This window comes from Streptomyces sp. NPDC002092 (genome assembly GCF_053593775.1).
Map to the genome: position 1 here is coordinate 63,246 of NZ_JBSFDG010000016.1, position 23,829 is coordinate 87,074.

The following is a 23,829-nucleotide window of genomic DNA, read 5'->3' on the forward strand; positions in this document are numbered from 1 at the left end:
CGCGATAAGATGGTCTTCTACAGGTGTAGAAGAAGGGGGCTCCGGCATGGGGAACACGGCAGTGGTGGTCGGAGGGGGTATCGGCGGGCTGGCCGCCGCGATCGGTCTGCACCGCGTCGGATGGGACGTGACGGTCCTCGAGCGTGCGGCCACGCTTGCGGACGCGGGGGCAGGCATTTCCTTGGCCGCCAACGGCATGCGGGCACTCGACGAACTCGGCGTCGGCGCGGCGGTTCGGGACGCGTCGCAAGGCCAGTACAGCGGCGGCACCAGGACGCCCCGGGGCCGTTGGCTGGCTCGGATGGACGGCTCGGCGCTGGAGAAGGCAGTGGGCACGCCGATCATGGGCATCCCTCGCTCCACCTTGAACCGCCTGCTCCGCGACTCCCTGCCCGCCGGATCACTGGTGATCGGCTCGGAGGTGGCCGGGGTGGAGCAGACGGGCCCTGGCACGGTCCACGTCGACTGTGGCACCGAGGTCCTGAACGCCGATCTGGTGGTGGCGGCCGACGGCATCGGCAGCAAAATCCGCAACCGTCTCTTCCCAGACCACCCCGGGCCGGTCCACGGCGGCTCGACGGTGCTGCGCGCCATCACCGAGCGCGCGGTCGATCTGCACACCGACTTCGAACTGACCTGGGGCCGAGGCGCGGAGTTCGGGCACATCGCCTTCCTTGACGGGCGGGCCGAGTGGCACGCCGTCCTCAGCCACCCTGCCGGAACGCGGTTCGCCGACCCGCTGGCAGAACTGCGCCGACGGTTCCAAACCTGGCACGAACCGATACCCGCTCTGCTCGACGCGACCAGGCCCGGGGCCGTGTTGCATCACGACGTGAACGAACTCCGCACGCCGCTCCCCTCATACGCGGTCGGTCGGATCGCGCTGCTCGGCGACGCGGCCCACGCGATGACGCCCAATCTCGGGCAGGGCGCCTGCCAGGCACTGGAGGACGCGGTCACCCTTGCTGCCGCCCTCGGCACCGAGTCCACCGTCGAGACCGCGCTCGCCCGCTACGACGCCGAGCGCCGGCCCCGGAGCCAGGCCGTCGCGCGGGCTGCCCGGCAGGCCGGGCGAATGGGCCAACAGCTGTCCCACCCACTGGCCGTCACTCTGCGGAATACAGCGATGCGACTGACGCCATCCCGGGTCGCCACCCGTATGATCCTGCGTCATCACGCCTGGGTTCCGCCGTCGCTGAACTGATCTCCCCCGCTAAGCCGAGACATGGCTCTTGCGCCGTTGGCGGAGCCGGTGGGCACGGCGTCCTGAGGCAGCCACTCACGCACGGGGCCACGGACAAGGCACCGGGGAGAGGGAGACAGCCGACTGTCAGCCGGCTCGGGCGAGCGTCCCGGGCGTCCACCGCGACCGAACTCTTCACGCCGAACCGGCTCAAGACAGCCACACCCCCCTGCGGAGGCAGAGCCGCAGCACGAGCAGGAGCCCGAGTCGGAATCGGTCCGGTGGCCGGGTTCGGCAGTTGCGTGCATGCCGCTGGCCGAGATGCCGTTACACCCCGGCCCCCTTGATGAACTCGCGCACGGCGGTGCGCGCGTCGCCCGAGCGGACCAGTGCCTCGCCGACCAGGACCACGTCGGCTCCCCAAGCGCGGTACTCCGCGACGTCCTCCGGGCCGGTCACTCCCGATTCCGCGACCCTGACCGTGCCTTCCGGAATGGCCGTCACCAGGTCGGCGAACACCTTGCGATCCACCTCGAGCGTCGTCAGGTCCCGCGCGTTGATCCCGAGGAGCTCGGCTCCTGCGGCAGCGGCACGCCGAACCTCGTCGGCGGTGTGCGCCTCCACGAGCGGCGTGAGACCCAACTCCTTGCACAACCCCATCAGGTCGGCGAGTTGGCCGTCGTCGAGTGACACGACCATGAGGAGTGCGAGGTCGGCGCCGTGTGCGCGGGCTTCCCACAGCTGGTAGGGGTCGACGATGAAGTCCTTGCGCAGGACGGGAACGTCGACCCGGGCGCGTACGGCGTCCAGATCGGCGAGGGAGCCGCCGAAACGCCTGCGCTCGGTCAGCACGCTGATCGCGGCGGCACCGCCGGCTGCGTACTGGGCCGCGAGGGAGGCAGGGTCGGGGATGTCTGCCAGCGCACCCTTGCTGGGGCTCTTCCGCTTCACCTCGGCGATGAGGGACACCCCGGGCGCCCGGAAAGCGGGCAGCGGGTCGCGCGCGGGTTCCGCGTCCGCCACCCGGGAGCGCAGCTCCGCCAGCGGCGTCGCACGCTTGCGCTCCTCCAGATCTTCGCGAACTCCCGCGAGGATGCCGTCGAGAACGCTCATCGTTTTCTCCCTGTGTGGATTCATCTTCTCCAAGTCGTGCTCAGAGAACCGTCTCATTCGGATCGATCATGGTATTCGTACGGGCCGGCCGCGGGGCGCGGAAGTTGAACTTCTCGCGGATGATCCATGAAGCGGCCACCGTATTCAGCCGATATCGCCGTGCGGGCGGCTCAGGCCAGACCGAACCGCTCGGCGTGGACTTGCCGCTGGGGAACCTGCAGCGTGCGCAGGGAGCTGAGCACGGCCGCGGTCATCGCGGGCGGGCCGCAGACGTACACGTCACGTTCGGCCATGTCGGGCACCAGGGCATGGAGACCGTCCGGCTCGAACGGCGAAGGCCCCTCCCCCGTACGCCCGGTGAGCAGGTGCAGCTGCCCACCGCGGGCGGTGACCAGGACTCGTACCTCATCGGCCAGCACAGCTTCGTTCTCGCTGCGCACCCGGTAGAGCACGACGACGTCACCGGACGGCTCCTCCTCCAGCAGGGCTCGAACCGGGGTGATCCCCACTCCCCCGGCGATCAGCAGCACGCCGGGCCGCGTTCGGTGCAACGAGGTGAATGCCCCGTACGGACCCTCGACGAACGCCCGGCTCCCGACCTGGAGGTCCCGCAGACCGGCGCTGGCGCTGCCGACCGCCTTGGCCGTCAGGCGCAACGTTCGGCCGTCGGGTGCCGCCGACAGTGAGAACGGGTTCGCGAGCCACCAGTGGTTGTGCCCGGGGAACCGCCAGATGCAGAACTGACCGGACCGCGCCGGCAGCCTGTCGAGGTGACGGCCGGTGACATGCACCGACACCACGTCGTCCGACTCCGGCACCACCGCCGCGACCTCGAACCGGTGATAGGCGTTGCGCCACAGAGGCATGATGATCCGCCCCGTGACCAGGGCACCGAACGCGAACAGCCACAGGGCCCACCAGTAGATCTTCGCGAACGCGGAAGAGGTGAAGGCCGTGGTCTCCTGCAGTTGATGGACGAAGGCCAGGCCCAAGGACACGTACAGCAGCAGGTGCAGACCGTGCCAGATCTCGTATCTCAGCCGCTGCCTCACATACCGGGCGGAGACCGCGGCGACCACCACGACGATCGCCGCGGCGCACATTCCGAGCAGGGACGCCGGCACCCCGGCCAGCGAGAAGAACGTCCTGGCCATCGACGTGTCACCCAGCCTCGCGAAGCCCAGCACAATCAGCACGGCGTGGGTGAGGATGGTCCAGAGCAAAGCGAAGCCGACCCACCGGTGCCACACGGTCAACCGGTCCATGCCGATACGGCGGTCGAGCCACGGCAACCGGGCCACCAGCAGCAGCTGGAACAACATCAGCACGGCGGCGTGGAGGCCGAAGAACTTGGCGACGGTGAGCATCCCGTTCTGGCCGGTCCCAGCGGTGAGGAACAAGACCTCGACGATCACCAAGTTGACGATGACAAACGTCCACAGCGCCCGCCGCGCCGCAACCACCGGAGGTATGGTGCTTCGCCGCACCCGCGAAATCGTCGCCTCCACCGCTTCCCCTCAGTCCATGTGACGCACTCGCGCCCGGCGCACAGGTATGGAGGACCCCAGGTCCTCACCCGGCGGCCGTCCCGGCCGTCGTCGCTGGGTACGCTGAGTGATTAAGGGCTTAACCACAAGCCATCACAGGGCAGTTGAGGAACACATGACGAGCTCGGGTGCCTGGCGGCGTCCCACACTCGGCGCCGTGGCCTCACGAGCCGGGGTTTCCACCGCCACGGTGTCGAACGCGCTCAACGGCACCGGCCGGCTCTCCGAGCAGACCAGACAACGCGTGCTCGCCGCGGCCCGCGAACTCGGATACGCCCCGGCCAGTACGGCCCGTGCCCTGGCCCGCGGCAGCACCGGCGTCCTCGGCCTGACCATGACGACGTACGGCGACCTGCCCGTCCCGTACACCGAGATCCCGTACTACGCGCAGCTGGCGCTGGGCGCCATGGCGGCGGCCCACGAACGGGGCTACCTGCTCACGGTGATGCCGAGTTCGATGTCCCCGTGGATGTGGCTCAACACGCCGATGGACGGCGTCATCCACGTCGGACCGCGTGCCGAGGACCCGGTGCGTGCCATCCTGCGCGAACGTGGCATACCGATGATCAGTGAGGGCCGCCCGCCCGAGGCCAGTTGGCGCGACGCCTGGGTGGAGGCCGACCACGGAGCGGGGCTTCGCCTGCTGCTCGACCACCTTGTGCAGTCCGGCGCCAGGCGGATCGCGCTCTCCCTGCCCGTTCACGACGATGCGTACCCGCATCTGATCGCGGACGCCTACCGGTCCTGGTGCGACGAACACGCAGCGCCCGTCCTCGTCGAGGAATTCGCCTCGCTGCCCGACTACTTCACGACCGAACAGAACGCGGTCAGCCGGCTGCTCCGTCACGACCCACGGCCCGACGCCGTCATCGGCGTCTACTCCGACTCCGGCCACAACATCCTCGCCGCCGCTCGGCGGCACGGTCTGCGGGTGCCGCGAGACCTGCTGGTCGCGTGCGTCAGCGAGGATCCCGACTACGCGACGACCAGCCCGCCCCTCACCACCGTCAGCCTCTGCCCGGACCAAGTGGGCGCCGAAGCGGTCGATTTGCTGATCGCTGTCATGAACGCCCGCAGCGGCGCGGACCGGCGCAGGCTCGTCCAACCGATACTGACCCCGCGCCGCTCCACACGGCGGCCCGTGCGGTAATACATGGGATGTCAACAGAGAGAATGAGCCAACACGCAGCTCCCCCACGCCACATATCCCAGATTTCTGAGTATTCATGGGATGTCCCGGCCGCGATCGTGGTAGCCATACGGGTGCGCTTTGCACTCGCAGAAGGGACGCTGCATGAAAAGATCATGGTTACTCCCGCTGATCACGCTTGTCGCTGCCGCACTCGGTTTGACGGCGGTCGGCGTGGCCCCTGCCTCCGCCGCCTCCAACACCCCCTTGCGGCTCATGCCGTTGGGCGACTCGATCACCTGGGGCGTGGGCAGCAGTACGGGCAACGGCTACCGCGGGCCGTTGTGGAACGAGCTCGCGGCTGACGGCCATCCACTCGACTTCGTGGGCACGGGGCGGAACGGTTCGATGTCCGACCCCGACAACGAAGGCCACTCCGGATACCGCATCGACCAGATCGCCGCACTCGCCGATGCCTCGCTGACCCGCTATCGGCCCAACGTCGTGACGCTGCACATCGGCACCAACGACCTCCAAGGGGCCTCCGAGGTCAACACCGCCATCTCACGGCTGAGGTCGCTGGTCAGCCAGATCACCGCCGACGTCCCGGACGCAACCGTCCTCGTCGCCTCCCTGGTCGTGTCGACCAGCAGCTCGGAGGAACAGTTCCGGGGCACGTACAACCAGGCCACCCGGCAAATCGTCAGCGACGCCCAGGCCGCGGGCAAACACGTCGCATTCGTCGACATGAGCAGCCTCACCACGGCCGACCTGGCCGACCCTCTGCACCCCAACGACTCGGGCTACCAGAAGATGGCCGACGCCTTCCACCGCGGTGTCCAGTCCGCGGACGGCGCCGGGTGGCTGAGGAACCCCGCACCCGCACCGGCGCGCGTGCAGTCCGGCATCGCGGGCAAGTGCATGGACGTCAACGGCGCCAACACCGCTGACGGGACCGCCGTCCAGATCTGGAGCTGTGGCGACAGCGCCAACCAGCTCTGGTCCGCCTACACCGACGGCACCCTGCGCTCCTTGGGCAAGTGCCTCGACGCCGCCGGCGGTGCCACCGCCAACGGCACCAAGGTGCAGCTCTGGGCCTGCCACGGCGGCGCCAACCAGGTCTGGCAGCCCTACAACGGCGGCTACCGCAACCCCGCCTCCGGCCGCTGCCTCGACGATCCGGGCTCCTCCACCACCGACGGCACACAGCTCGTGCTCTGGGACTGCAACGGCGGCTCCAACCAGAAGTGGAGCACTCTGACCGCCGGATGACCTCCGCTCCCGGGATCTGGACCCTGTCCGGGCTCGGATCCCGGGAGACCGGAGGGACGTGGTTCGGCGCTTCGTGCTGTGCGGGCGCATCGGTGGTGTCCGGGTCGTGGACGCCTTGTTCGATGGCGGGGCCGGACGGGCGGGGAGCCGGGGCGGGTTGCACACGATGAGGTCGGCGCGGTCTTCCGGGAACAGGCCGGGGCCCGACACCTCGATACGGTCCGGTCAGCGCCGGCCGGTGGGCGTTCTCCCTGGCGCAGGCAAGGGCGCGTGGGCCGATGTCGGTGGCCGCGACGCGCTTGATACCGCGGTGTGCCAGCACCGCAGCGAGGACGCCGGTTCCCGTGCTGCACCGAGCGGTACATACGTACGGTTGGGGATCCGCGGTGGCGGATCAGCGCTGCAGGGTGAGCAAGCCCGGCCGGCGCGGCTTGTCGCTTGGCGCCCTCGCGCACCGGGTATCGCAGCCACATGAAGGCGTGGGGGCAGGCTCTGCGGACGGGCCCTCGGTGGGAGTCGTTTCTGCGTGGCGCGGTGGGGCGGGTGCTTGCGGGAGACGAGCCCCAGCCGTGGTGGCTGCCACGTCGTGTACTGACGGTGGTATCCACCGATGTCGAGTCCACCTCGGGGGCCGCGGCGATCTGGATGGTGGCGCGTCCGAAGTCACCGCGAGCACGTGAACACACAGCGCTCCTGGAATGGCACGACAAGCAGTGGCGCCACGCGGGAGGCGGCAGCGGCCCCGCGGACGATCCTGTCGACGTCGAAGTGCTCGCCGTTCAGCACGGCGGGGGCGTCTTGAGCCTCACCCGCAGCATCGACCCTCCCCGCTCCCGGGGCACGTCCTGATCGGTGGCCGCCGGCTCGAGAACCCCGAGCAGTGCAGGCTGATCGCGGTTTGGACATCCCCCTACACCACACGCGCAACCCGTCCCGTCATCGTGGCCGTGGGACGCGCCGGCGCCGAACTCTCCCGACTCGGGCCCGCATGACAGCCTGGACACCCGTGCCTGGGCGCGATTGAGAGAGGAACCACCACACCCAAGCCCTGCTGTGCCTCGCCCGTCGCCGGGCCGACGCCCTCTTCGCCATGCTCCGCGACGGCACCTTCCACGAACCCCAACCATCAGCCGCAGTCACGTGACCAGAGGCTGCTCTGCGAGGAGGACGACTCGATCAGCCTCGATATCGAAGCCCAGTACCGGACGGCCATATTGACCCTCCGGATCCATCAGCACCGGCTTACCCAACCGCTGTCCGATCTCCCGAAGGAAACCGCAGAACACATCAAGTCGCTCCGGCCCCTGCAACTCCCGCACGTCGACATCGAAATCGACCTCATCGGCGGCATGGAAACGGAAGATCGCCAGAACATCGGCAGCAGGCCAGACCCGCAAACCTGGGCACTCAGCGTCAGCCGGACGCGACAGCACGACCTCCGCCCGAGGAACCGAAAGCACCGTCTCGCCTTGGGAGTACTCGCACTGCCAGCCCCTTTCCGCGACAAGATCGAGGACAGCCTGCCAGTCCTCCGCCGAGGCACCAGGGACACGCACGTCCGGCAGCGACCCCACCAAGTCCGGATCGAAGAAGCACTTCACGTCATCCCACAGCAGATCAGCCACACGGCCATGCTGCCCGGCACTCGGATTGAACGCAGCTCTGTTTCCTCGACGAAGGCGTAGGGGCACGGCCCGGCTGGAACAGCCGACCCCGACACAGCCCCTGACCGATCACCAATCACCAGGGCACGGACGTCCCGGACTACCAGGTCTTCCTGGTCAGCCGGATGCGCGAGGAGTGGGCGCACACCGGCGACAGCCACCGGGCCGTGCGGGTCGGCCAGGCCGAGACCGGCAAGGTCATCGCGGTCGCCGCCACCATCATGTTCTGCGTCTTCGGCTCCTTCGTCTTCGGCGGCATGCGGGTCATCTCCGAGTTCGGGCTGAGCCTCGCCGTCGCCGTCGCCCTCGATGCGCTGCTGATCCGGATGGTCGTCGTCCCAGCCCTCATGCATGTGTGCGGACGGGCCAACTGGTGGCTGCCCCGCCGACTGGACCAAGCGCTGCCCCGCGTGTCCGTGGAAGGCCCCGCGGACCGGCCGGCACCTTCCTCGCAACCGGTGCGGGAACCGCAGCCCGCCGGACGGGCGGACTAGCCGGAAGGCACCTGGGGACCGGCCACCGCACGCGGGCCGACCAGGACCGGACGGGCCCGGCTTCGCCCAGCCGCGCTCCTTACAGTGAGGGAATGGACGTGAGAATGGTGTGGCGGCAGTGGCTGTCCCGTCATGACCGGGTCAGAGATGCACTCCCGGCGCTACCGCTGATCCTGGTCTCCATGGCGGCGACCGCCGCCGGCACGTCCGCCTGGCACGAGCCTCATTGGCGCGAGGCGGCGTGGACGGGACTGTCCTGCGTGCCGCTGGTCGTCCGCAGCCGCTGGCCGCTGACGGTCGCACTCATCACGCCGGCCGGCGAACTCACGCTGATGGCGGTCGCCTCGCACAACTCCCTGACACCTGCGGCGAGCCTCGTCGCCCTGTACACGCTCGCCGTGCTCGGCAGTCGGCGCACCGCGTGGATCGTCGGCATCGTCGCTGCCGTGGCGATCACCGGTGTCCACGCCGCCACACACGCGCAGTCCGTGGTGGGCGGCTCCAGTCTGCTACGGCTGGATTTCGCGATCGCGGCCACCGCCGTGGGCCGCGCCGTCCGTAACCGCCGCGACCACCTCGCGGAGGCCAGGGTTCGCGCGGAACGCGCCGAGCGTATGCAGGAGGTGGAGGCCCGCCGCCGGGTCACCGAGGAACGCATGCTCATCGCGCGCGATCTGCACGACGTCGTCGCCCACCACATCACCCTGGTCAACGCCCAGGCAGGGGTGGCCCATCACCTCATGCGGGCGAACCCCGACCAGGCGTACCAGGCACTGGCCCACATCAAGGACAACAGTCGCGCCGCACTCGACGAACTGCGCGCCACCGTCGGCCTGTTGCGCCAGCCCGACGACGCGCCCGGGTCCCGGGCCCCCATCCCCCGGCTGGACGACCTCGACACCCTCATCGGGGAGTTCCGTGCGAGCGGGCTGTCCGTGCGGGTGGACCGCGTCGGCCCGTCCACACCTCTCGCGTCCGCCACCGAGCTGACCGCCTACCGCATCATCCAGGAGGCCCTCACCAACACCCACAAGCACGCCTCCGCGACCCGGACGACGGTGGCGCTGCATTACGGTCCGCACTCGCTCCGGGTCACGGTGACGGACGACGGACGCCCCGGTGCGCCCAAGGGCGCGGGCACCGGCCATGGACTGGTTGGCATGCGCGAGCGGGCCATCGCCATAGGCGGCACCGTCACCGCCGGCCCCCGGCCCGGAGGCGGCTTCGAGGTCGTCGCCGAACTGCCGCTCTCCCTCGCCCCCACAGCCACCTGACACCTTCGTGAGGAAATGCCGCCCATGACGATTCGCATCCTGCTCGCCGATGACCAGGCCCTGTTGCGCGGGACCTTTCGGCTGCTCATCGACGCACAGCCGGACATGGAGGTCGTCGCGGAGGCCTCCAACGGGCGGCAGGCAGCAGAACTGGCCCGTTCCGAACGTGCCGACGTGGTGGTGATGGACATCAGGATGCCCCAGGTCGACGGCATCGAGGCCACCCGGCTGATCGGTCAGGACGAGGACCTGGCCGGGGTCAAGGTCCTCGTCCTGACGACCTTCGAGGAGGACGAGCTGGTCATCGAGGCGCTCCGGGCCGGCGCAAGCGGCTTCCTGGGCAAGGGAGTCGAACCGGCGCAGCTTCTCGATGCCGTTCGTCTCGTCGCCGCAGGCGAGGCGTTGCTGTCCCCCGCAGCCACCAAGGGCCTCATCGCCCGCGTCCTCACCCAGCCCGGCCCGGGTGACCTCGTCGACCCCCATCGGCTGTCCACGCTGACTCCCCGAGAACGCGAGGTGCTGGGCCTGGTGGCCACAGGCCTGTCCAACACCGACATCGCCGAGCGCCTCTTCGTCACGCCGGTCACCGTCAAAACCCACGTCAACCGAGCCATGGCCAAGCTCGGCGCCCGCGACCGCGCCCAACTCGTCGTCATCGCCTACGAAACCGGCCTGGTCCGCGCCGGGGAGCGGCAGATCTGAGCAGTCGGCCGTAGGTCCGGTCCTCGTTCACCCACGGCAGAGATGCCGCAGGCGTCCGCACGGGTCAAGGTGTGGGTGAGGCCTCGGTGAGTGCCATCCACTCTCGGATCGTCTCCTGGTGCGATCCTTTCGCCGTACTCGCCGCCACCGCCTCGGCGTCCTCAACGGAGCACGGCATTCCTGCTCGGGTGAGCAGGACCAGCGGCCACCCAGGGCCCGCGCCGGCCGGCTCCCCGTCGAACGCGGTCCAGTCCCAGGGTCCGTCGAACCGCCATGCCCGGCCGACGGCATCGGCGACCTCGTCGCCCACCTGGAGGGATGCGTACGGGCGCATCAACAGTTCGAAGGTGAAGGGGATGCCGTCGCCAGGGTGGATGGTGTACCCCGAGCCATCAAGATGGGTCTCGTCCGGGTACGCGCGATAGGACAGACCCCGGGGCAGCACCGTCATGGTCAGGGTGGGATGTGGCAGCCAGACCGTCTCCAGCGGAGGGTCGTGGTGCTCGACGCCCGTCACGTGCACGACGGTGGGTGGCACGCCGACCCGGCAGACGTCTCCCGCCTTCAACTGTTCGGGCGGGGGGTCCGTTCGAAAGAGCTCGGCCTCGACCTCGGGCGAGATGCTTCCGCTGCTGTTCACGCCGAGGGCGACGACCCCGTTCCAGTGCCCGAACTCGTTCTCGGTGTCGATTTCCCACCACGGCCAACGCACCGACACGTGATCCCAAGTGAGCCCCTGCGCGACCCTGGTCACCGTGAAACGGCAAGCAACCGACAGCACGTCACCGACCCGGAAGTCCCCCTCGTCAGTCATCCGGTCAGGGTAGACGCGTTCCTTTGGCGGCATGGGCAGGCCTTTCAGCCAGGGATCCCGCTCGGGCCTTCAAACCCGCCACCGGCCACTTTGACGGTGCCGTGGAAGACGTAGGCCCGTTTGCGGCAGGCGCTTGTACTGCTCCTGGTCGAAGCCGGCGGGGCGGCCCTGGCCGGCAGTCGTGGGGCGTTCAGTGCGGTGCGGACAGCCATTGGTTGAGCCACCCGAATGCCGCGGGGTACTCCGCCGACCAGGTGTTGTAGTTGTGCCCGCCGCTGGGCAGCACCAGAGTGCGGACCTCCACCGGGGTGGTCCTGGCGGTCGCCTGGAACGTCTCGATGTACGACAGCGGACTGTCTCGGTCCTGCCGCGAGGTCGCCAGGAAGAGCCTCACGTGGGCCTTGGTGTGCCGCACCAGGTACATCGGGCTGTTGAGCCTGCGCACGGCCGGGTCCGGCAGGACGGACTCGTCGCCGGTCAGCGGATCGGGGTCGAGGGCGGCTCCCGCCCCGAAGACCTTCGGGAACTGCAGGGGCAGTTTCGCGGCGCAGAACCCACCGGTCGAGAAGCCCATCAGGCCCCAGCCCCGCGGGCCCGGCAGGGTGCGGAATTTGTGGCTGACGAGGTCCGGGACGTCGGCCGCCATCCAGGTCGCCACCTTGCGGTTGCGCAGGTCGCTGCAGTCGGTGTCCACGCTGCCCGGGTTGACCACCGGCATCACGAGGATGAAGGGATGCACCTTGTTCTGCTTGAGCAGATCCCCGAAGGCGCCCGGCATACCGCCGTGCTCCAGCCAGGACTGGGGCGATCCCGGGACACCGTGCAGCAGCATGATGACCGGGAACCGCTTCTTCGCGTAGGCGGCCTCGTCGTACTGCGGCGGCGTCCACACGAGCACGTCACCGGACAGCGCGGATCGCCGGCCGCGGAAATACGTGTCCAGTACGCCGCCCTTGGTGCTCTTGTTGAACTTCGCCCGGTGGACCGGAGGCCCGGGCATCGCGACCGCGTTGGTGTTCGCGTTGCCGAGCAGGTCGTCCCAGGACGCGTACAGGCCGTAGCTGTTGTTGATCCAGGTGGCCACGACGCCGATGGCCGTGAGCTGACACAGGCCGATCATGACGGCGTGCACAAGCCAGCGCAGCGCTCTGGGCCCGCGCACCTTCGGCCACAGCGCGATCGCGCCGATCATCATCACGACCGTCGCGACGATGAGGACAGCGAAGAATGACGTGCTGGTCAGGGACACACAACCACCTCCCGTTACCACCTTGCCCACAACCTACTGAGCAAGAGGGATCTTCACGATCAACGGTTCCTTCCCATCGCGCGGCGATCGAACGGCGGCTTGGAAACGGGGGGTGAAGGTCGGCGATCCGCTGGCGACGAGTGCGGCGTACCTGGCGGGGCGGAGCCTCGGAGTAGCGGCGATTCCCGGCGGATTCGGCCGAGGGGCCGGAGTCCAGCCACAACCGGCCGGGGGGCCGAGACAACTGGTCGCCGCGGCCCGATGGCGGACGGCAAGTACACGCCGAACACCGCATCCCTCGGGAGACCGCCCGATGAGACCTGCTCCGCAGTCCTGACCGGCACCGGTCTGATCGAGACGAAGCCGGTCCACGACCGGGACGGAGTGCCGGTGTCTCGCGTTCCTGACGCGCGCGGGGTTCCGTCCTGATCGGGCGGCCTTCTCAGCGCAGTTGCTCGGCCAGTCCGACGATGATGCCCTCCGGGCCGCGGAGGTAGCAGAGCAGATAGCTGTCCTCGAACCGGGCGATCTCGCCGACGAGTTCGGCGCCATGAGGGCGCAGGCGCGAAACGGTGTCCTCGATGTCGTCGACGGCGAACATGACGCGGTGCGTGCCCAGAATGTTGTGCGGTCGGTTGCGTGGCCCGGCCATGATCACTTCGGGGCTGTGGTACTTCGCCAGCTCGAGCCGGCTGTGACCGTCCGGGGTCCGGAGCATCGCGATGTCGCACCGGACGCCGTCGAGTCCGGTGCACTGGTCGGCGACGGGACCCTTGATCTCCGCCCTGCCCTCCAGCTCCATCCCGAGTTCCACGAAGAACGCGATGGCGCCATCCATGTCCTCGACGACGATGCCGACGTTGTCCATCCGCTGAATCGCCATGCTGGTTTCTCCTTCTTCCTGGGGCGGCCGGTGGTGGCCGCGATACCCCTGGGACGAAGCCGAGGACACGTTCTCGACATCCGCAGACCGCTAGGTACCCGCCCCACTCCGCTCCGCCCAGGGGCCGCGCAGCTCGCTGCCCACCGCCCACGCGACCGACACCATCGGCACCGCCACGACCGCGCCGACCACCCCGGCCAGGACGCCGCCGGCAATCACCGAGACGGCCACCACGACCGGATGTAGCCGCACCGCCCAGCTCATCACCAGCGGATGCAGCACATGGCCCTCGATCTGGCCCACGACGACGATCAGCGCCAGCACCACGATCGCAATGACCGGGCCGCGCGACGCCAGGGCCACCACTGTCGCCACCCCCAACGCAATCGGTGACCCCACCAGCGGGACGAACGCGGCAAAGAACTCCAGCAACGTCAGCGGCAGCGCCAACGGCACCCGCAGCACGAACAGGGCGGTACCGACCAGTACCGCATTGGTGGCCGCCACAATCACGATGCCCCGCGTGTACCCGGCAAAGGTCCGCCACGCCGCACCACCCGCACGGCCGAACGCATCCCGCGCCCGCCACGGCAGTCCCCCCTGAAACCAGAACCACAGCCGGTCACCGGAATGAATGAAGAACACCGAACAGAACAGCGCAAGCGCACCAACCGTCAGCACCTCGACCAGCCGCCCGGCTCCGCTCACCGCCCCGCTGACCAAAGCCGAGCGATGCGCGGACACGAAAGCACCCACCTTGCCCTGAAGATCCGACATCACCGTGGGACTCACATGGAAAGGAGCGCCCTGCAGCCACCGCTCGATGCGCCCCACTCCCCCGCCGAACTCCCGACCCAGCCGACCCCACTCGCTCGCCACCAGCTCACCCACCAGCGCCAGCAGCCCAAGGACCGCCATCAGGCTGCCCACGACACCCACCAGCACCGCCGGCACCCGCGGCAGCCACCGCGCCAGCAGATCCACGAGCGGACGCAGGACCGACGTCACCACCAGAGCAAGAAACAGCGCCACAGCAACCAGCTGCAAACGCCCCAACATCACAAAAACCGCATACGCGAGCACCCCCACCACCAACAGCCGCCACCCGTACGCGGCCCCCACCCTCAGCCCCCGGGCCACCACCACAGCCTCGCCCGCCCCCTGGCCTGCCGTCCGCGCCCCGCGGGCACGCGTCACCGACCCCACGCCCCGCGCAGGTCGGCTGCCCAGCACCACAAACCGCAACCGCCCCCGGCCGCGACGGGCGCCACCACCGCCGCCCGGATACCGACGCAACCGGCGCACGGCACCACCCACCCGCACATCACCACCTCACCTCGCCACAATCACGCAGCCATGTGTCCCCCCGGCGGCCACCTTCTCAATCGCCGGTGCTCTCACGGACCCGCCCGGACGGGATGGAAACCACCACCATTGCGAGAGGGTGCGGCACAGCGGGAGGCGGTGCCGTGCGCGGCGCCCCAGCAGCATGGCCCGGCAGTTCAGAGATCGGTCGCTGACCTCACCCGGCGCGCCGTCCGACACGCAGGACGCTCAGATAGCGGCGTGGTGCCCGGTCCCCCATCCGCGTGCGGATGCGCTCGGCGACGGCATCCAGCAGGGGCTCACGGACCTCCCGGTCGAGCCTGCGATACAGCGACTGCGAGCGAAGGAGGTCGGCAAAGCCGTCCCCGGTCAACCACTGAACCGTCGGATACCAGCGCACCATGGTCGGGCCGAACAGCCCTCCGGGGTCCTCGACCAGGCCCCACCCCTCGTCGGTGGCGCGCACGTCGTCCTCCACTGGCGGATGACCCCAGTCGGGGTTCCCCGGAGAGAACCGCTCGTGCAGATCGGCGGTCTCGGCATACACCTCCGGCTCTCCCGGCCGGCGGACCACGACGTGGCCCAGCAGCGCCATCCAGCCTCCGGGTGAGACAACCTCGTACGCCCGCCGCCAGCCAACCGATGGATCGACCCAGTGCCACGACGACGCGGCGACCAGGGCATCGAAGCGACGGCCCCGGTCGTCCCACTCCTCGAACCGCGATGTCTCGACCTCGACATCGGGAAACGAGGCAACCCGGCGGCGAGCAAGTGCGGCCAGTTCCGCGCCCGGCTCGACGGCGGTGACCGAGCATCCCAGCGCTGCCAGCGATCGCGTGGCCTGACCGCTGCCGCAGCCCACCTCCAGCACCGACGATCTCTCGTCCATGCCGGTGATGGTGACCAGGTCCGCGAACAACTCGTCCGGGTATCCCGGCCTGACCCGGTCGTAGAGCTCCGCCACCTCGTTGAACACCCGGCCGAGGCCGTAGGGATCCGGACGCGTCCTCGGGTCATCAGTCACGAGCGCACAACCTACGAGGCCCGCCTTCAAGACGCCACCCGTTTACCCAGCCGCGGAGACGCAGCCGCCGGTCGCCCAGAAAGGATCGGTGCACAGCCTGTCGGGGGTGCGGCTGCTCGGAACGTTGACCCTGCCGAGTCGTTGAGCACTGAGCTTGGTTCCCGGCCTGCTCCTGTTCTCGCGTACGCCTGGCCTGACCCGGCGGACCGGGTAAGGCCCCGTCGGTTCTACGCTGAAGCCGGTCCGTCGTGGCGGTGCCCCCGGCGCCACCGTGACGGCCTTGGTACGCCCCAGCCCACGCGATGCCGTCAGCCGAGGACATCGTCGTGCGCCGACGCGACCGTGGAATGTGTGAGACCGAACACTGAACGAGACCGAACAGTGAAAGGACTGCCGTGGTGACGGCGACAACCCGTGACATCGAGAAGGCAGCCGCTGTGCTGCGCGCCGGAGGCCTCGTGGCCTTCCCGACCGAGACCGTCTACGGTCTGGGCGCCAACGCCGAGGACTCCGCCGCCGTCTCGCGCATCTTCCAGGTCAAGGGGCGGCCGCCCTCTCACCCGCTGATCGTCCACCTCGCCGACGCTCAGCACCTGGGCGACTGGGTCCAGGACGTGCCCGCGACCGCCCGCCTGCTCGCCGAACACTTCTGGCCGGGGCCTCTCACGCTGGTCCTGCGCCGTGGTCCAAGGGTCCCCCTCGAAGCGACCGGCGGCCTGGAGACGGTGGCCGTGCGCGTGCCCGACCACCCCGTCGCACTCGCGCTGCTGTCAGCCTTCGGCGGCGGTGTCACGGCCCCGTCCGCCAACCGTTTCGGCCAGGTCAGCCCCACCGCGGCGCCCCACGTTCGGGCGGAGCTCGGGGATGCCGTCGACTTCGTCCTGGACGGCGGCCCCTGCGAGGTCGGCGTCGAGTCGACCATCGTGGACGCCACCGGCGAGATCCCGAGCATCCTGCGGCCGGGCGGGGTGACCCGCGAGGACCTCGAAGCGGTACTGGGGCACCCGCTTTCGGTCCACGCGACGAGCAGCGTCCGGGTGCCGGGCCAGCACCCGTCCCACTACGCGCCGCGTGCCCGGGTCGTCCTCGTCGAACCCGAGAAGGTCGTCACCGAGGCGGAGCTGGCGCAGGAGCTGGGGCACCAGGTCGGGGTCTTCCTTCCTCCCTCCCTCGCCGACACTGCGGTGAAGGCGCACGCCGTAGTAGCCCTCCCCGCCTCGACGGCCGTCTACGCACGCGGCTTGTACGGGTTCCTGCGCGACCTCGACCAGCGGGGATGCGACCTCATCGTCGCGTCCTTGCCGGTGGAGGAGGGGATGGGACTGGCGATCGCCAACCGTCTCCGCCGCGCCGCGGGGCCCCGGACCACCGAGTGACCAGGACAGACGCCGACGCCCCGTGGGCACGGTTGTGCCCGCCCCTACCCGAACGGTCCTGACCGGGCTCGCCAAGGATCATTGGCGCCCGCTGGGGTTCAGGATGCGGTGGGGACGGCCGCAGTATCCAATCCGCGGGCGGCGACGAGCTGCGCGCTGCCGTCAGCCAGGCGGTAGCACAGGCCCACCACGGCCGCCTGGCCGGCGGCGACCTTCTCGGCCAGCACCCGGGAACGGTCCAGCAGCAGGTCCACGGTGTGCCTTATGTGCTCCGCGAGGATCTCCTCCGGCTCCACCCGTCCGGCGGCCCGCGCCGCCAGGACACTGGGGGTCACCCGCTCCACGACATCACGGACGTACCCAGCCGGTGTCATGCCGTCCTCCAGCGCGGCGCACGCGGCGCCCACCGCGCCGCACGAGTCGTGACCGAGCACCACCACCAGCGGGCAGCCCAGTACGTCCACCCCGTATTCGATGCTGCCCAGCACCTCCGCACCGGCGACGTGGCCCGCGGTGCGCACCACGAACAGGTCGCCCAGACCACGGTCGAAGATGATCTCGGCGGCCAGCCGGGAGTCGGAACACCCGAACAGCACGGCGAAGGGCTGCTGCGACGGGGCGATCTCGGCTCGGCGGGTGGCGTCCTGGTTCGGGTGCTCGGGGGCACCGGCGACGAAGCGCTGGTTACCGGCCAGCAGCAGCTCGAAGGCGTCGCGGGGGGTCGGAGTCTCGATCTCGGTCATGACCGCAGCCTACGAGCCGACACCACGGAACGCGTCACGCGGCCCCGCCCGACTTCACAGACCGGGCCACGCATGGTTCGCGGAGCGCCTGGAAGCGCGGGCATGCCTGCGGTGCACGATCACTCGGAAGCAGGCCGTTGATGACCGACCCGACAGCGCCAAGGCGCCCCGATTCAGAGCGACTTTCGGTGGCCAGGCAACCCGAATCGACTTTTCACACTTTTCACAGATGGCACACAGACGTCTCCGTCCGTGTCTTCAAAAACGTGCACGACTCGTCCCGACCAGACGCAGGGAGAGCACTCATGACCAGACACCACCCCACCGTCTTACGGCGTTCGGCGATCATCGCCACCGCCGCCCTCACCGTTGGCGCCGCCGGAACCCTCGCCGCACCCGGAGCGGGAGCGGCGACACCGGCGGGTACGCCGGAGCTCCAGCTGATCGCCGCCTCCCCCTCGGTGACCGTCAATCGCTACGAGGGTGAGCCGGGGGTCTACCTGGACCTCGGCACCTACATCACGGTCGACGGCGGCCCGCTCGAGATGCGGGTGACACGCAAGTCCTACAACGACCCCGTAATCGCAACACAGGTGATCCGCTCCGGCGGCCGCACGGTGACCAAGACCCTGCCGGCAGGCCTGGTGAAGGACTTCTCGGGCCTGCGGGACTTTCTGAATGTCAGCATCAGCGACGCCTCGGGCGCGAAGGTGGCCGACACCACGGAGTCGTTCTGCCCGAACACCCGGGCGGGCCGGATCCGGCCGGACGCCCCGGCCACCTCGAAGTACCCCGACGGCTGCTCCGACAACCCGTTCGCGCTCGGTGGGGTGTGGGGTGTCGAGAAGGGCTGGGCGGCGGCCACGTCCCCCGGCTTCCGCGGGAACAACCCCGTCGACCTGCCGGCCGGCGTCTACACCGCGAAGGTGTCGGTGGCGAAGAAGTACCGCGACCTGTTCGGAATGGCGGACAAGACCCAGACCGTCAAGGTGACGGTCCGCCAGAACTCCGGTGGGGGCCAGGGTCTGGCCGGCGTCAAGCACGGGCAGAAGAACGCGTCGAAGAGCCTGAAGCCGGCCGCGAAACGCCCGGTCGGCACGGCGGCCGTGCCCGCCGACGTGCCCAGACCCGACCTGCGTGCCCTCCCCGCGTACGGCATCGCCATCACCAACGGGGACGAGGGCGGAGCGGGCCTCGCCCCGGGCAAGGACTACCTCGCCTTCAGCGCCACCGTATGGAACGGTGGCCCCTCCCCGCTGGTCGTGGACGGCTTCCGCAAGCCCGGCGCGGAGAAGATGGACGCGTACCAGTACTTCTACGACGCCAAGGGCAAGCAGGTCGGGTACACGCCCACCGGCACCATGGAGTGGGACCCGCGGGAGGGCCACCAGCACTGGCACTTCAGCGACTTCGCCAGCTACCGGCTGCTCGGCGCGGACAAGAGGGAGATCGTCCGCAGCGGCAAGGAGGCGTTCTGCCTGGCCAACACCGACGCCATCGACTACACGGTCAAGAACGCCAACTGGCACCCGTACAACACCGACCTCGCCACCGCCTGCGGTGAGGAGACCTCTGTCTCGGTGCGCGAGGTGCTGGACGTCGGCAACGGCGACACCTACAGCCAGTACCGGCCCGGTCAGTCCTTCGACGTCTCGGACCTGCCGAACGGCACGTACTACATCCAGGTCATCGCCAACCCCGACAACCGGCTCAAGGAGCAGAGCACGGCCAACAACGTCACGTACCGCAAGGTCGTCCTCGGCGGCACGCCGGGTGCCCGCACGGTGACCGTGCCGAAGTACGGCCTCATCGACGCTCCCTGACCACCGGCGGGCGGAGGCACGCACATCCGCCCGCCCGGCAGTGACCCGAACGGGTGATTCCCAGGGGGGTGCCACGTGAACAGGTCACCTGAAAAGCGTTCGCCGTCCGTCGGCCGGCGGCGCTAGCCTCGCTGATCATGGGAGCACGAGCGCAGTACGTGGTGGTCGAGAACGGCGCCTGGCAGCGGTACTACTCGCACTGGGCCGCCGACCGGGTGGTCGACGACCTGTTGCCCGGTCCGGCCGCGGCGACACGATGCTTCCGCGCCAACCGGGAGATCGACGAGTGGCTCGACGACGTGTGGTGCGAGGGCGCCGCACTCGTCGACCACGACCGCCGGACCCTGTGGTGGTTCGCCTTCGCCGACAGCTGGGCCGACCACATCGCCGCCCGCGCCGTACTGGCCCGGACATGGCCCGGCTGGGACGTCCGCTTCGCGCACGACGGTATGGGCGATCTGACCCACCACCTGGGCCTCGGCAGGGACCTGACCCGTGAACCGGGCTGGTTCGAGACCTTCGAACCGACCGGGTTCGCGGCCACCGAACACACCGAGCCCAGGTCCGTCGTCTCTCTGAGCCTGCCCGACGGAAGCGTTCGCGCCTGGGGCAGCGACTGGGAGCCCGTCGAGCACCTCGCCGGCGGACCCGGCCTCATCGACCTGGCCGTCGCGTGCCCGCCCACCCCCGCACTCACCGACATGCCCTACGGCGGCGTCCACTTCGACCCGCAGGCCCACACCCTCTCGCTCTGGGCCGTGCAGAACGTGGCCGGCATCCACAACTGGCCCATGCCCGGCTGGGAGAACTGGGCCCTGGACTTCCAAGGCGACGACCATACCCGGCAAGCCGCGCTGCTCCCCGCGGACTTCCCCTTCCCTCAGCCCCCACTCGCGGACGCACTGCGCAGACTCGGCGACGGTCTCAGCACCCCACCGCCCGACAACAGCGCACTCCTTGCCCGCGCCGCGGGTGCGCCTGGTCCGGAGGGCACCATACCCGTGGTGAACCCGGCCGCGCTGGTACCGCACGAACCGGCCGATCCCACCTCGGCCGAACTCGCCGCAGTGCGCACGGCGCTTGACGCTCTGCTCGCGGGAGCGGAGGCCGGCTGACCACCGTTTCACCGGGGACTTCCACCTCGCCCTGGAGCGGGGTGCGCGCCTGCCAGGGCTTCCACGGCTGCCGCGACCTCATCGGGACTGGAGATCATGGTCAGGTGGCGGGCTCCAGGGATGAGGGTCGGCGGCGGGGCACCGATGCGCAGGGCGGTCTGCTGCGGGGTCTGCCTGCTGAATACGTCGTCCTCGGCACCGAACACGACCGACTTGGGGATACCGACGGCCGCGAGTCGCGCCACCTGGCTCGCCGGGAGACCGGGCACGCCCTCGCCGAGCATGCTCCACAGAGCGGCCTCCGCGCCCCGCACCCGCAGCGGCCGACGCCACTGATCCAGCCCGGCGGCGTTGAGCGGTGGGCACGCCGGTCCGCACTGGGCGTCGTAAAAAGAGCGGATCAGCCAGTCGGCGCCGAGCCCAAGGCGCAACAGGCTGGTGCGATAGGGATCGATCAGCAGGTATTTGAGGGCCGACGGTGGGCCGGCGCCGGTGTTCAGGGCATCCCCGTCGAGCAGCATCACGCTCCCGATCCGCCCAGGAGCGCGCAGTGCCGCCTCCGCGACGACTGCGGCTCCGCTGGAATGGCCCACCAGAAGAGGGCGCTCCCCCGGCCCACCGAGGTGCATGGCGCTGAGGAAGCCCAGCAGTTGCTCTGTGAAGTGGGCGACGGTGTACGGGCCGCGACGTTCGCTGTAGCCGTCGCCGGTCAGGTCCAGCGCGTAGACCCGGTGATCGCGCGCGAGGAGCGGTGCCAGCCGCGACCAGGTGTCCACCTGCTCGAAGGCGCCATGGACGAGGACAACCGGCGAACCTGACGCACCCCAGGTCTGGTAACGCGTACGGACATCGGCCGCCTGAACGTATCGCAGCCCTCCTGGAGGAGCGGCACGTCGTGCAGTGAAGGCGTTGTAGGCCAACGAGGCCGTGGTGACGACTGCGAGCAGTACGGCGCAGCCGAGCGCCAGGCGTCTCAGCCACCGCCTGAGCCGCGGCCGGCGCGCCGCGGGCGTGCGCTGCACGGCGTCGGAATCCGGCGGCGCGGGCTCGGTCCGCCCGGGCAGAGAGTCGGCATCCACGCGAGTTCCCATTCTGTCTTCAGGCCGGCAACCCCGACGGCCGGCACGGTCACGGACGGCGCGGACACGCCGATCAGGCAAACGCCCGTCGCCCTGCCCACAGCATCGCCCTGTCCATGAACGGGATCATCCACCGAGGGTCGTCATCACGCGTACTCCCGCGGGGGTAGGAACCCGTCCGGGCGAAGCCGAGTCTCCAACCTGGGGGCGATCTCCGAAGTCGGCCCTGTTCTCCCGAAGCTACGGCGAAGTCGGCGTGACCCTGTTCGACGGCTTCGAGGTACGCCTCGCGCTTGGCGTGTTCGGCGAGCGCCCGGTAGATGCCGACGACGGAGGGGTTCCGTCCCTTGCCGGTGGGGATGATCAGGTCGGGCTGGATCTGCTCGACGGACTCGCTGCCCGCGCGGCGCCGGAGCACGGTGGGGAGCATGTCGTCGGTGATCTCCGGGGGCCGACCGCCGTGTTTGCCCTTCCGGGCCGCGGTGTCGAGCCCTTCGAACGTGGACTGGCGGATGTTCTCCCGCTCGGTCTCCGCCAGCGCGGCGAAGAACGCGAACAGCAGCTTCCCGTGGCCGGTGGGTTCGTAGATGCCGGGCAGGGGCCCGGCGAGCTTCTCCAGCACCAGGCCGTGCGCGGTGAGGTGGTCCGCCGGGGCGGTGAGTTCGGCGGCGTCGCGGCCGAGCCGCTTCATCTCGCCCACGGTGAACCCGGCATGGCGGGGCGTGCGCCTCGCGTAGCCCATGCGGAGGTCCGCGCTCGTCAGGTACGGGTCGATCGGCGCCGGCGGCGGTGGCCCGGCCGGCCCGGGCCCCGGTGGGCCGGGGTCGGCACCCGCAGCGCCTTCTTCAGCCGGGCACTCGACGACCCGCCCGGTCATACGGTGGATTTGCACGTCGGTCTCTAACTGCTCCAACTCCTCCGCCGAGACCGGACCACGGAACTCGCGCAGGCCCCCTCGTCTTCACCCCGATCACGGATCGATCGTCGGTGGTGGCGGTTCCGCAGGTTGAGACGTGGGAGGGGGGCCCGGAGTTCCGGGCCCCCCTCCCACGCGGCGTCAGCTTGCGGTGGGGACGGGGTCGCGAGTCGCTGCGGGCGTCTCCTTCGCGCCGGGCTCGGCGGTCACCGCAGAAGGAGCGGGGGCGGAGGCGTACGGGAGCTCGCCGCGCAGGACGGCCTTGGCGCGGTCCTCGTCGAGCTCGCCCTCCCAGCGGGCGACGGCCAGGGTGGCGACGCCGTTGCCGACCAGGCTGGTCAGGGCCCGGGCTTCGGACATGACTCTCCCGAGTCGCACTGGGCGGCGTAAGGACGCGTACGCCGGTGCTCCCGGCGCGGTACCGAGCGGCGCCTGGCCCGGCGGCGCATTCCCGCGCTAATCTCTCGCCCCCTTATGATCGCCCAGGACATTTCCCGCATGGCCGAACTCGCCGTCACCCCCATCACCGAACGCCTGGGACCAAATGGCAGCCCAGCCGGAGAAGACATCGTCGCGCCCCGACTCGTCATCCGGGGAACCACCGCCGCAGCCGGTTAATTCTTTGGCTGGGAAGGATCGCCGAGGGCGGGCGTCGGGGCCGGAGCTCTCAGCCAGGGTCCTTGTGCTTTTCGCCGCGCCCTCCGCACCAAAATCGGCGATGCCGAAAGTACCTCTCAGACGCCCCAACCGTAGGCGTCGTTTGTCGAGAGCTCCCGCCAGAACGTCGGCTCGATTTGCGCTGATACCCCTGCGGCTTCGAACATCGGCCTGATCTCGGGTCCCTGCTCCTGGAAAAACGACTCGAAGCTCTGCCGGTCGGGCCACTCGTCGAGCACCATCAAGCTTCCGCCGTCCTCGGAGCCGTAGAAGCGGTGCGCGATGAGGCCATGCCGCTTCGCCGCTTCGAGGACGGCCTCCACCTTCTCCGTGTTGGCTGAGGCGTACTGCTCCATCCCCTTCGGATCACCGGCGACCGCCAAAGTCATGATCACAGACATAACTCCTCCTGCTCTTCACTCGCACACTCGGCACCGGGATTTTTA

At 69.7% G+C, this 23,829-nt stretch carries 21 protein-coding genes and 2 pseudogenes; 9 read left to right on the forward strand and 14 right to left on the reverse strand.

The window, feature by feature from the left end; genetic code table 11:
- Positions 1-46 precede the first annotated feature (46 nt).
- The gene (locus ACWCRD_RS32585; protein WP_450969331.1) at positions 47-1,204 is read left to right on the forward strand and encodes an FAD-dependent monooxygenase; all 1,158 of its coding nucleotides are present in this window, start codon (positions 47-49) and stop codon (positions 1,202-1,204) included.
- A gap of 306 nt (positions 1,205-1,510) precedes the next feature.
- Here ACWCRD_RS32585 and trpC read toward each other — a convergent pair whose 3' ends face one another.
- Positions 1,511-2,296, reverse strand: coding sequence for an indole-3-glycerol phosphate synthase TrpC (gene trpC, locus ACWCRD_RS32590; RefSeq protein ID WP_450969332.1), 786 nt, complete (start codon positions 2,294-2,296; stop codon positions 1,511-1,513).
- 170 nt (positions 2,297-2,466) lie between these two features.
- Positions 2,467-3,711, reverse strand: coding sequence for a ferredoxin reductase family protein (locus tag ACWCRD_RS32595; protein ID WP_450969499.1), 1,245 nt, complete (start codon positions 3,709-3,711; stop codon positions 2,467-2,469).
- A 289-nt stretch (positions 3,712-4,000) separates the two neighbouring features.
- On the opposite strand from ACWCRD_RS32595, the gene ACWCRD_RS32600 reads away from it, so the two are divergent.
- Entirely contained in the window at positions 4,001-4,993 is a 993-nt protein-coding gene (locus ACWCRD_RS32600; protein ID WP_450969333.1) for a LacI family DNA-binding transcriptional regulator, read from the forward strand.
- A 144-nt stretch (positions 4,994-5,137) separates the two neighbouring features.
- Positions 5,138-6,244 (forward strand): ricin-type beta-trefoil lectin domain protein, encoded by a 1,107-nt coding sequence (locus ACWCRD_RS32605; protein ID WP_450969334.1) that lies wholly within the window; start codon positions 5,138-5,140, stop codon positions 6,242-6,244.
- A gap of 94 nt (positions 6,245-6,338) precedes the next feature.
- On the opposite strand, the pseudogene ACWCRD_RS32610 reads toward ACWCRD_RS32605, so the two are convergent.
- Together ACWCRD_RS32610 and ACWCRD_RS32615 are read right to left on the reverse strand one after the other, a co-directional pair.
- Positions 6,339-6,590 (reverse strand): annotated as a pseudogene (locus ACWCRD_RS32610) (50S ribosomal protein L11 methyltransferase); the annotation flags it as partial.
- Between the two features lie 790 nt (positions 6,591-7,380).
- The gene (locus tag ACWCRD_RS32615; protein WP_450969335.1) at positions 7,381-7,869 is read right to left on the reverse strand and encodes a hypothetical protein; all 489 of its coding nucleotides are present in this window, start codon (positions 7,867-7,869) and stop codon (positions 7,381-7,383) included.
- 137 nt (positions 7,870-8,006) lie between these two features.
- Between ACWCRD_RS32615 and ACWCRD_RS32620 the strand changes: the two are divergent.
- From ACWCRD_RS32620 to ACWCRD_RS32630, 3 genes and pseudogenes are all read left to right on the forward strand, one after another.
- Positions 8,007-8,402: pseudogene (locus ACWCRD_RS32620) on the forward strand (MMPL family transporter); the annotation flags it as partial.
- Positions 8,403-8,494: 92 nt separating this feature from the next.
- Positions 8,495-9,676, forward strand: a complete 1,182-nt coding sequence (locus ACWCRD_RS32625; protein WP_450969336.1) for a sensor histidine kinase — start codon at positions 8,495-8,497, stop codon at positions 9,674-9,676.
- A 24-nt stretch (positions 9,677-9,700) separates the two neighbouring features.
- The gene (locus tag ACWCRD_RS32630; RefSeq protein ID WP_450969337.1) at positions 9,701-10,378 is read left to right on the forward strand and encodes a response regulator; all 678 of its coding nucleotides are present in this window, start codon (positions 9,701-9,703) and stop codon (positions 10,376-10,378) included.
- Positions 10,379-10,442: 64 nt separating this feature from the next.
- Here the strand turns inward: ACWCRD_RS32630 and ACWCRD_RS32635 are convergent, their stop codons facing one another.
- The 5 genes from ACWCRD_RS32635 to ACWCRD_RS32655 all read right to left on the reverse strand — a co-directional run bounded on the left by ACWCRD_RS32635 (position 10,443) and on the right by ACWCRD_RS32655 (position 15,674).
- Positions 10,443-11,192, reverse strand: coding sequence for a hypothetical protein (locus ACWCRD_RS32635; protein WP_450969338.1), 750 nt, complete (start codon positions 11,190-11,192; stop codon positions 10,443-10,445).
- A gap of 190 nt (positions 11,193-11,382) precedes the next feature.
- Entirely contained in the window at positions 11,383-12,441 is a 1,059-nt protein-coding gene (locus ACWCRD_RS32640) for an alpha/beta hydrolase (protein ID WP_450969339.1), read from the reverse strand.
- Between the two features lie 442 nt (positions 12,442-12,883).
- Positions 12,884-13,324, reverse strand: coding sequence for a VOC family protein (locus ACWCRD_RS32645; RefSeq protein ID WP_450969340.1), 441 nt, complete (start codon positions 13,322-13,324; stop codon positions 12,884-12,886).
- Between the two features lie 90 nt (positions 13,325-13,414).
- Positions 13,415-14,647, reverse strand: coding sequence for an AI-2E family transporter (locus ACWCRD_RS32650; RefSeq protein WP_450969341.1), 1,233 nt, complete (start codon positions 14,645-14,647; stop codon positions 13,415-13,417).
- 199 nt (positions 14,648-14,846) lie between these two features.
- Complete coding sequence (locus ACWCRD_RS32655; protein ID WP_450969342.1) at positions 14,847-15,674, reverse strand: methyltransferase domain-containing protein; 828 nt, start codon at positions 15,672-15,674, stop codon at positions 14,847-14,849.
- A gap of 398 nt (positions 15,675-16,072) precedes the next feature.
- Here ACWCRD_RS32655 and ACWCRD_RS32660 point away from each other — a divergent pair, with 398 nt between their 5' ends.
- Complete coding sequence (locus ACWCRD_RS32660; protein ID WP_450969343.1) at positions 16,073-17,050, forward strand: L-threonylcarbamoyladenylate synthase; 978 nt, start codon at positions 16,073-16,075, stop codon at positions 17,048-17,050.
- A 98-nt stretch (positions 17,051-17,148) separates the two neighbouring features.
- On the opposite strand, the gene ACWCRD_RS32665 is transcribed toward ACWCRD_RS32660, so the two are convergent.
- Positions 17,149-17,793 carry a carbonic anhydrase gene (locus ACWCRD_RS32665; protein WP_450969344.1) on the reverse strand — a complete coding sequence of 215 codons (645 nt, stop codon included), beginning with the start codon at positions 17,791-17,793 and terminating at the stop codon, positions 17,149-17,151.
- Between the two features lie 305 nt (positions 17,794-18,098).
- On the opposite strand from ACWCRD_RS32665, the gene ACWCRD_RS32670 reads away from it, so the two are divergent.
- The gene (locus tag ACWCRD_RS32670; RefSeq protein ID WP_450969345.1) at positions 18,099-19,616 is read left to right on the forward strand and encodes a lysyl oxidase family protein; all 1,518 of its coding nucleotides are present in this window, start codon (positions 18,099-18,101) and stop codon (positions 19,614-19,616) included.
- A 137-nt stretch (positions 19,617-19,753) separates the two neighbouring features.
- Entirely contained in the window at positions 19,754-20,731 is a 978-nt protein-coding gene (locus ACWCRD_RS32675; protein WP_450969346.1) for a hypothetical protein, read from the forward strand.
- An 8-nt stretch (positions 20,732-20,739) separates the two neighbouring features.
- Here the strand turns inward: ACWCRD_RS32675 and ACWCRD_RS32680 are convergent, their stop codons facing one another.
- The 4 genes from ACWCRD_RS32680 to ACWCRD_RS32695 form a co-directional block, all read right to left on the reverse strand.
- The gene (locus ACWCRD_RS32680) at positions 20,740-21,810 is read right to left on the reverse strand and encodes an alpha/beta fold hydrolase (protein ID WP_450969347.1); all 1,071 of its coding nucleotides are present in this window, start codon (positions 21,808-21,810) and stop codon (positions 20,740-20,742) included.
- 73 nt (positions 21,811-21,883) lie between these two features.
- Positions 21,884-22,552, reverse strand: a complete 669-nt coding sequence (locus ACWCRD_RS32685; RefSeq protein ID WP_450969348.1) for a recombinase family protein — start codon at positions 22,550-22,552, stop codon at positions 21,884-21,886.
- A gap of 315 nt (positions 22,553-22,867) precedes the next feature.
- On the reverse strand, positions 22,868-23,086 hold the full coding sequence (locus ACWCRD_RS32690; protein ID WP_450969349.1) for a hypothetical protein: 219 nt from the start codon (positions 23,084-23,086) through the stop codon (positions 22,868-22,870).
- A gap of 374 nt (positions 23,087-23,460) precedes the next feature.
- Entirely contained in the window at positions 23,461-23,784 is a 324-nt protein-coding gene (locus ACWCRD_RS32695; RefSeq protein WP_450969350.1) for a hypothetical protein, read from the reverse strand.
- Between the last annotated feature and the right edge of the window lie 45 nt (positions 23,785-23,829).

Excerpts from the sequence above, each read along its gene's own strand:
- ACWCRD_RS32585 (WP_450969331.1), top strand. The coding sequence starts at position 47 with ATGGGGAACACGGCAGTGGTGGTCGGAGGGGGTATCGGCGGGCTGGCC.
- trpC (WP_450969332.1), bottom strand. The coding sequence starts at position 2,296 with ATGAGCGTTCTCGACGGCATCCTCGCGGGAGTTCGCGAAGATCTGGAG.
- ACWCRD_RS32605 (WP_450969334.1), top strand. The coding sequence starts at position 5,138 with ATGAAAAGATCATGGTTACTCCCGCTGATCACGCTTGTCGCTGCCGCA.
- ACWCRD_RS32625 (WP_450969336.1), top strand. The coding sequence starts at position 8,495 with ATGGACGTGAGAATGGTGTGGCGGCAGTGGCTGTCCCGTCATGACCGG.
- ACWCRD_RS32630 (WP_450969337.1), top strand. The coding sequence starts at position 9,701 with ATGACGATTCGCATCCTGCTCGCCGATGACCAGGCCCTGTTGCGCGGG.
- ACWCRD_RS32635 (WP_450969338.1), bottom strand. The coding sequence starts at position 11,192 with ATGACTGACGAGGGGGACTTCCGGGTCGGTGACGTGCTGTCGGTTGCT.
- ACWCRD_RS32645 (WP_450969340.1), bottom strand. The coding sequence starts at position 13,324 with ATGGCGATTCAGCGGATGGACAACGTCGGCATCGTCGTCGAGGACATG.
- ACWCRD_RS32665 (WP_450969344.1), bottom strand. The coding sequence starts at position 17,793 with ATGACCGAGATCGAGACTCCGACCCCCCGCGACGCCTTCGAGCTGCTG.
- ACWCRD_RS32670 (WP_450969345.1), top strand. The coding sequence starts at position 18,099 with ATGACCAGACACCACCCCACCGTCTTACGGCGTTCGGCGATCATCGCC.
- ACWCRD_RS32675 (WP_450969346.1), top strand. The coding sequence starts at position 19,754 with ATGGGAGCACGAGCGCAGTACGTGGTGGTCGAGAACGGCGCCTGGCAG.
- ACWCRD_RS32685 (WP_450969348.1), bottom strand. The coding sequence starts at position 22,552 with ATGGGCTACGCGAGGCGCACGCCCCGCCATGCCGGGTTCACCGTGGGC.
- ACWCRD_RS32690 (WP_450969349.1), bottom strand. The coding sequence starts at position 23,086 with ATGTCCGAAGCCCGGGCCCTGACCAGCCTGGTCGGCAACGGCGTCGCC.
- ACWCRD_RS32695 (WP_450969350.1), bottom strand. The coding sequence starts at position 23,784 with ATGTCTGTGATCATGACTTTGGCGGTCGCCGGTGATCCGAAGGGGATG.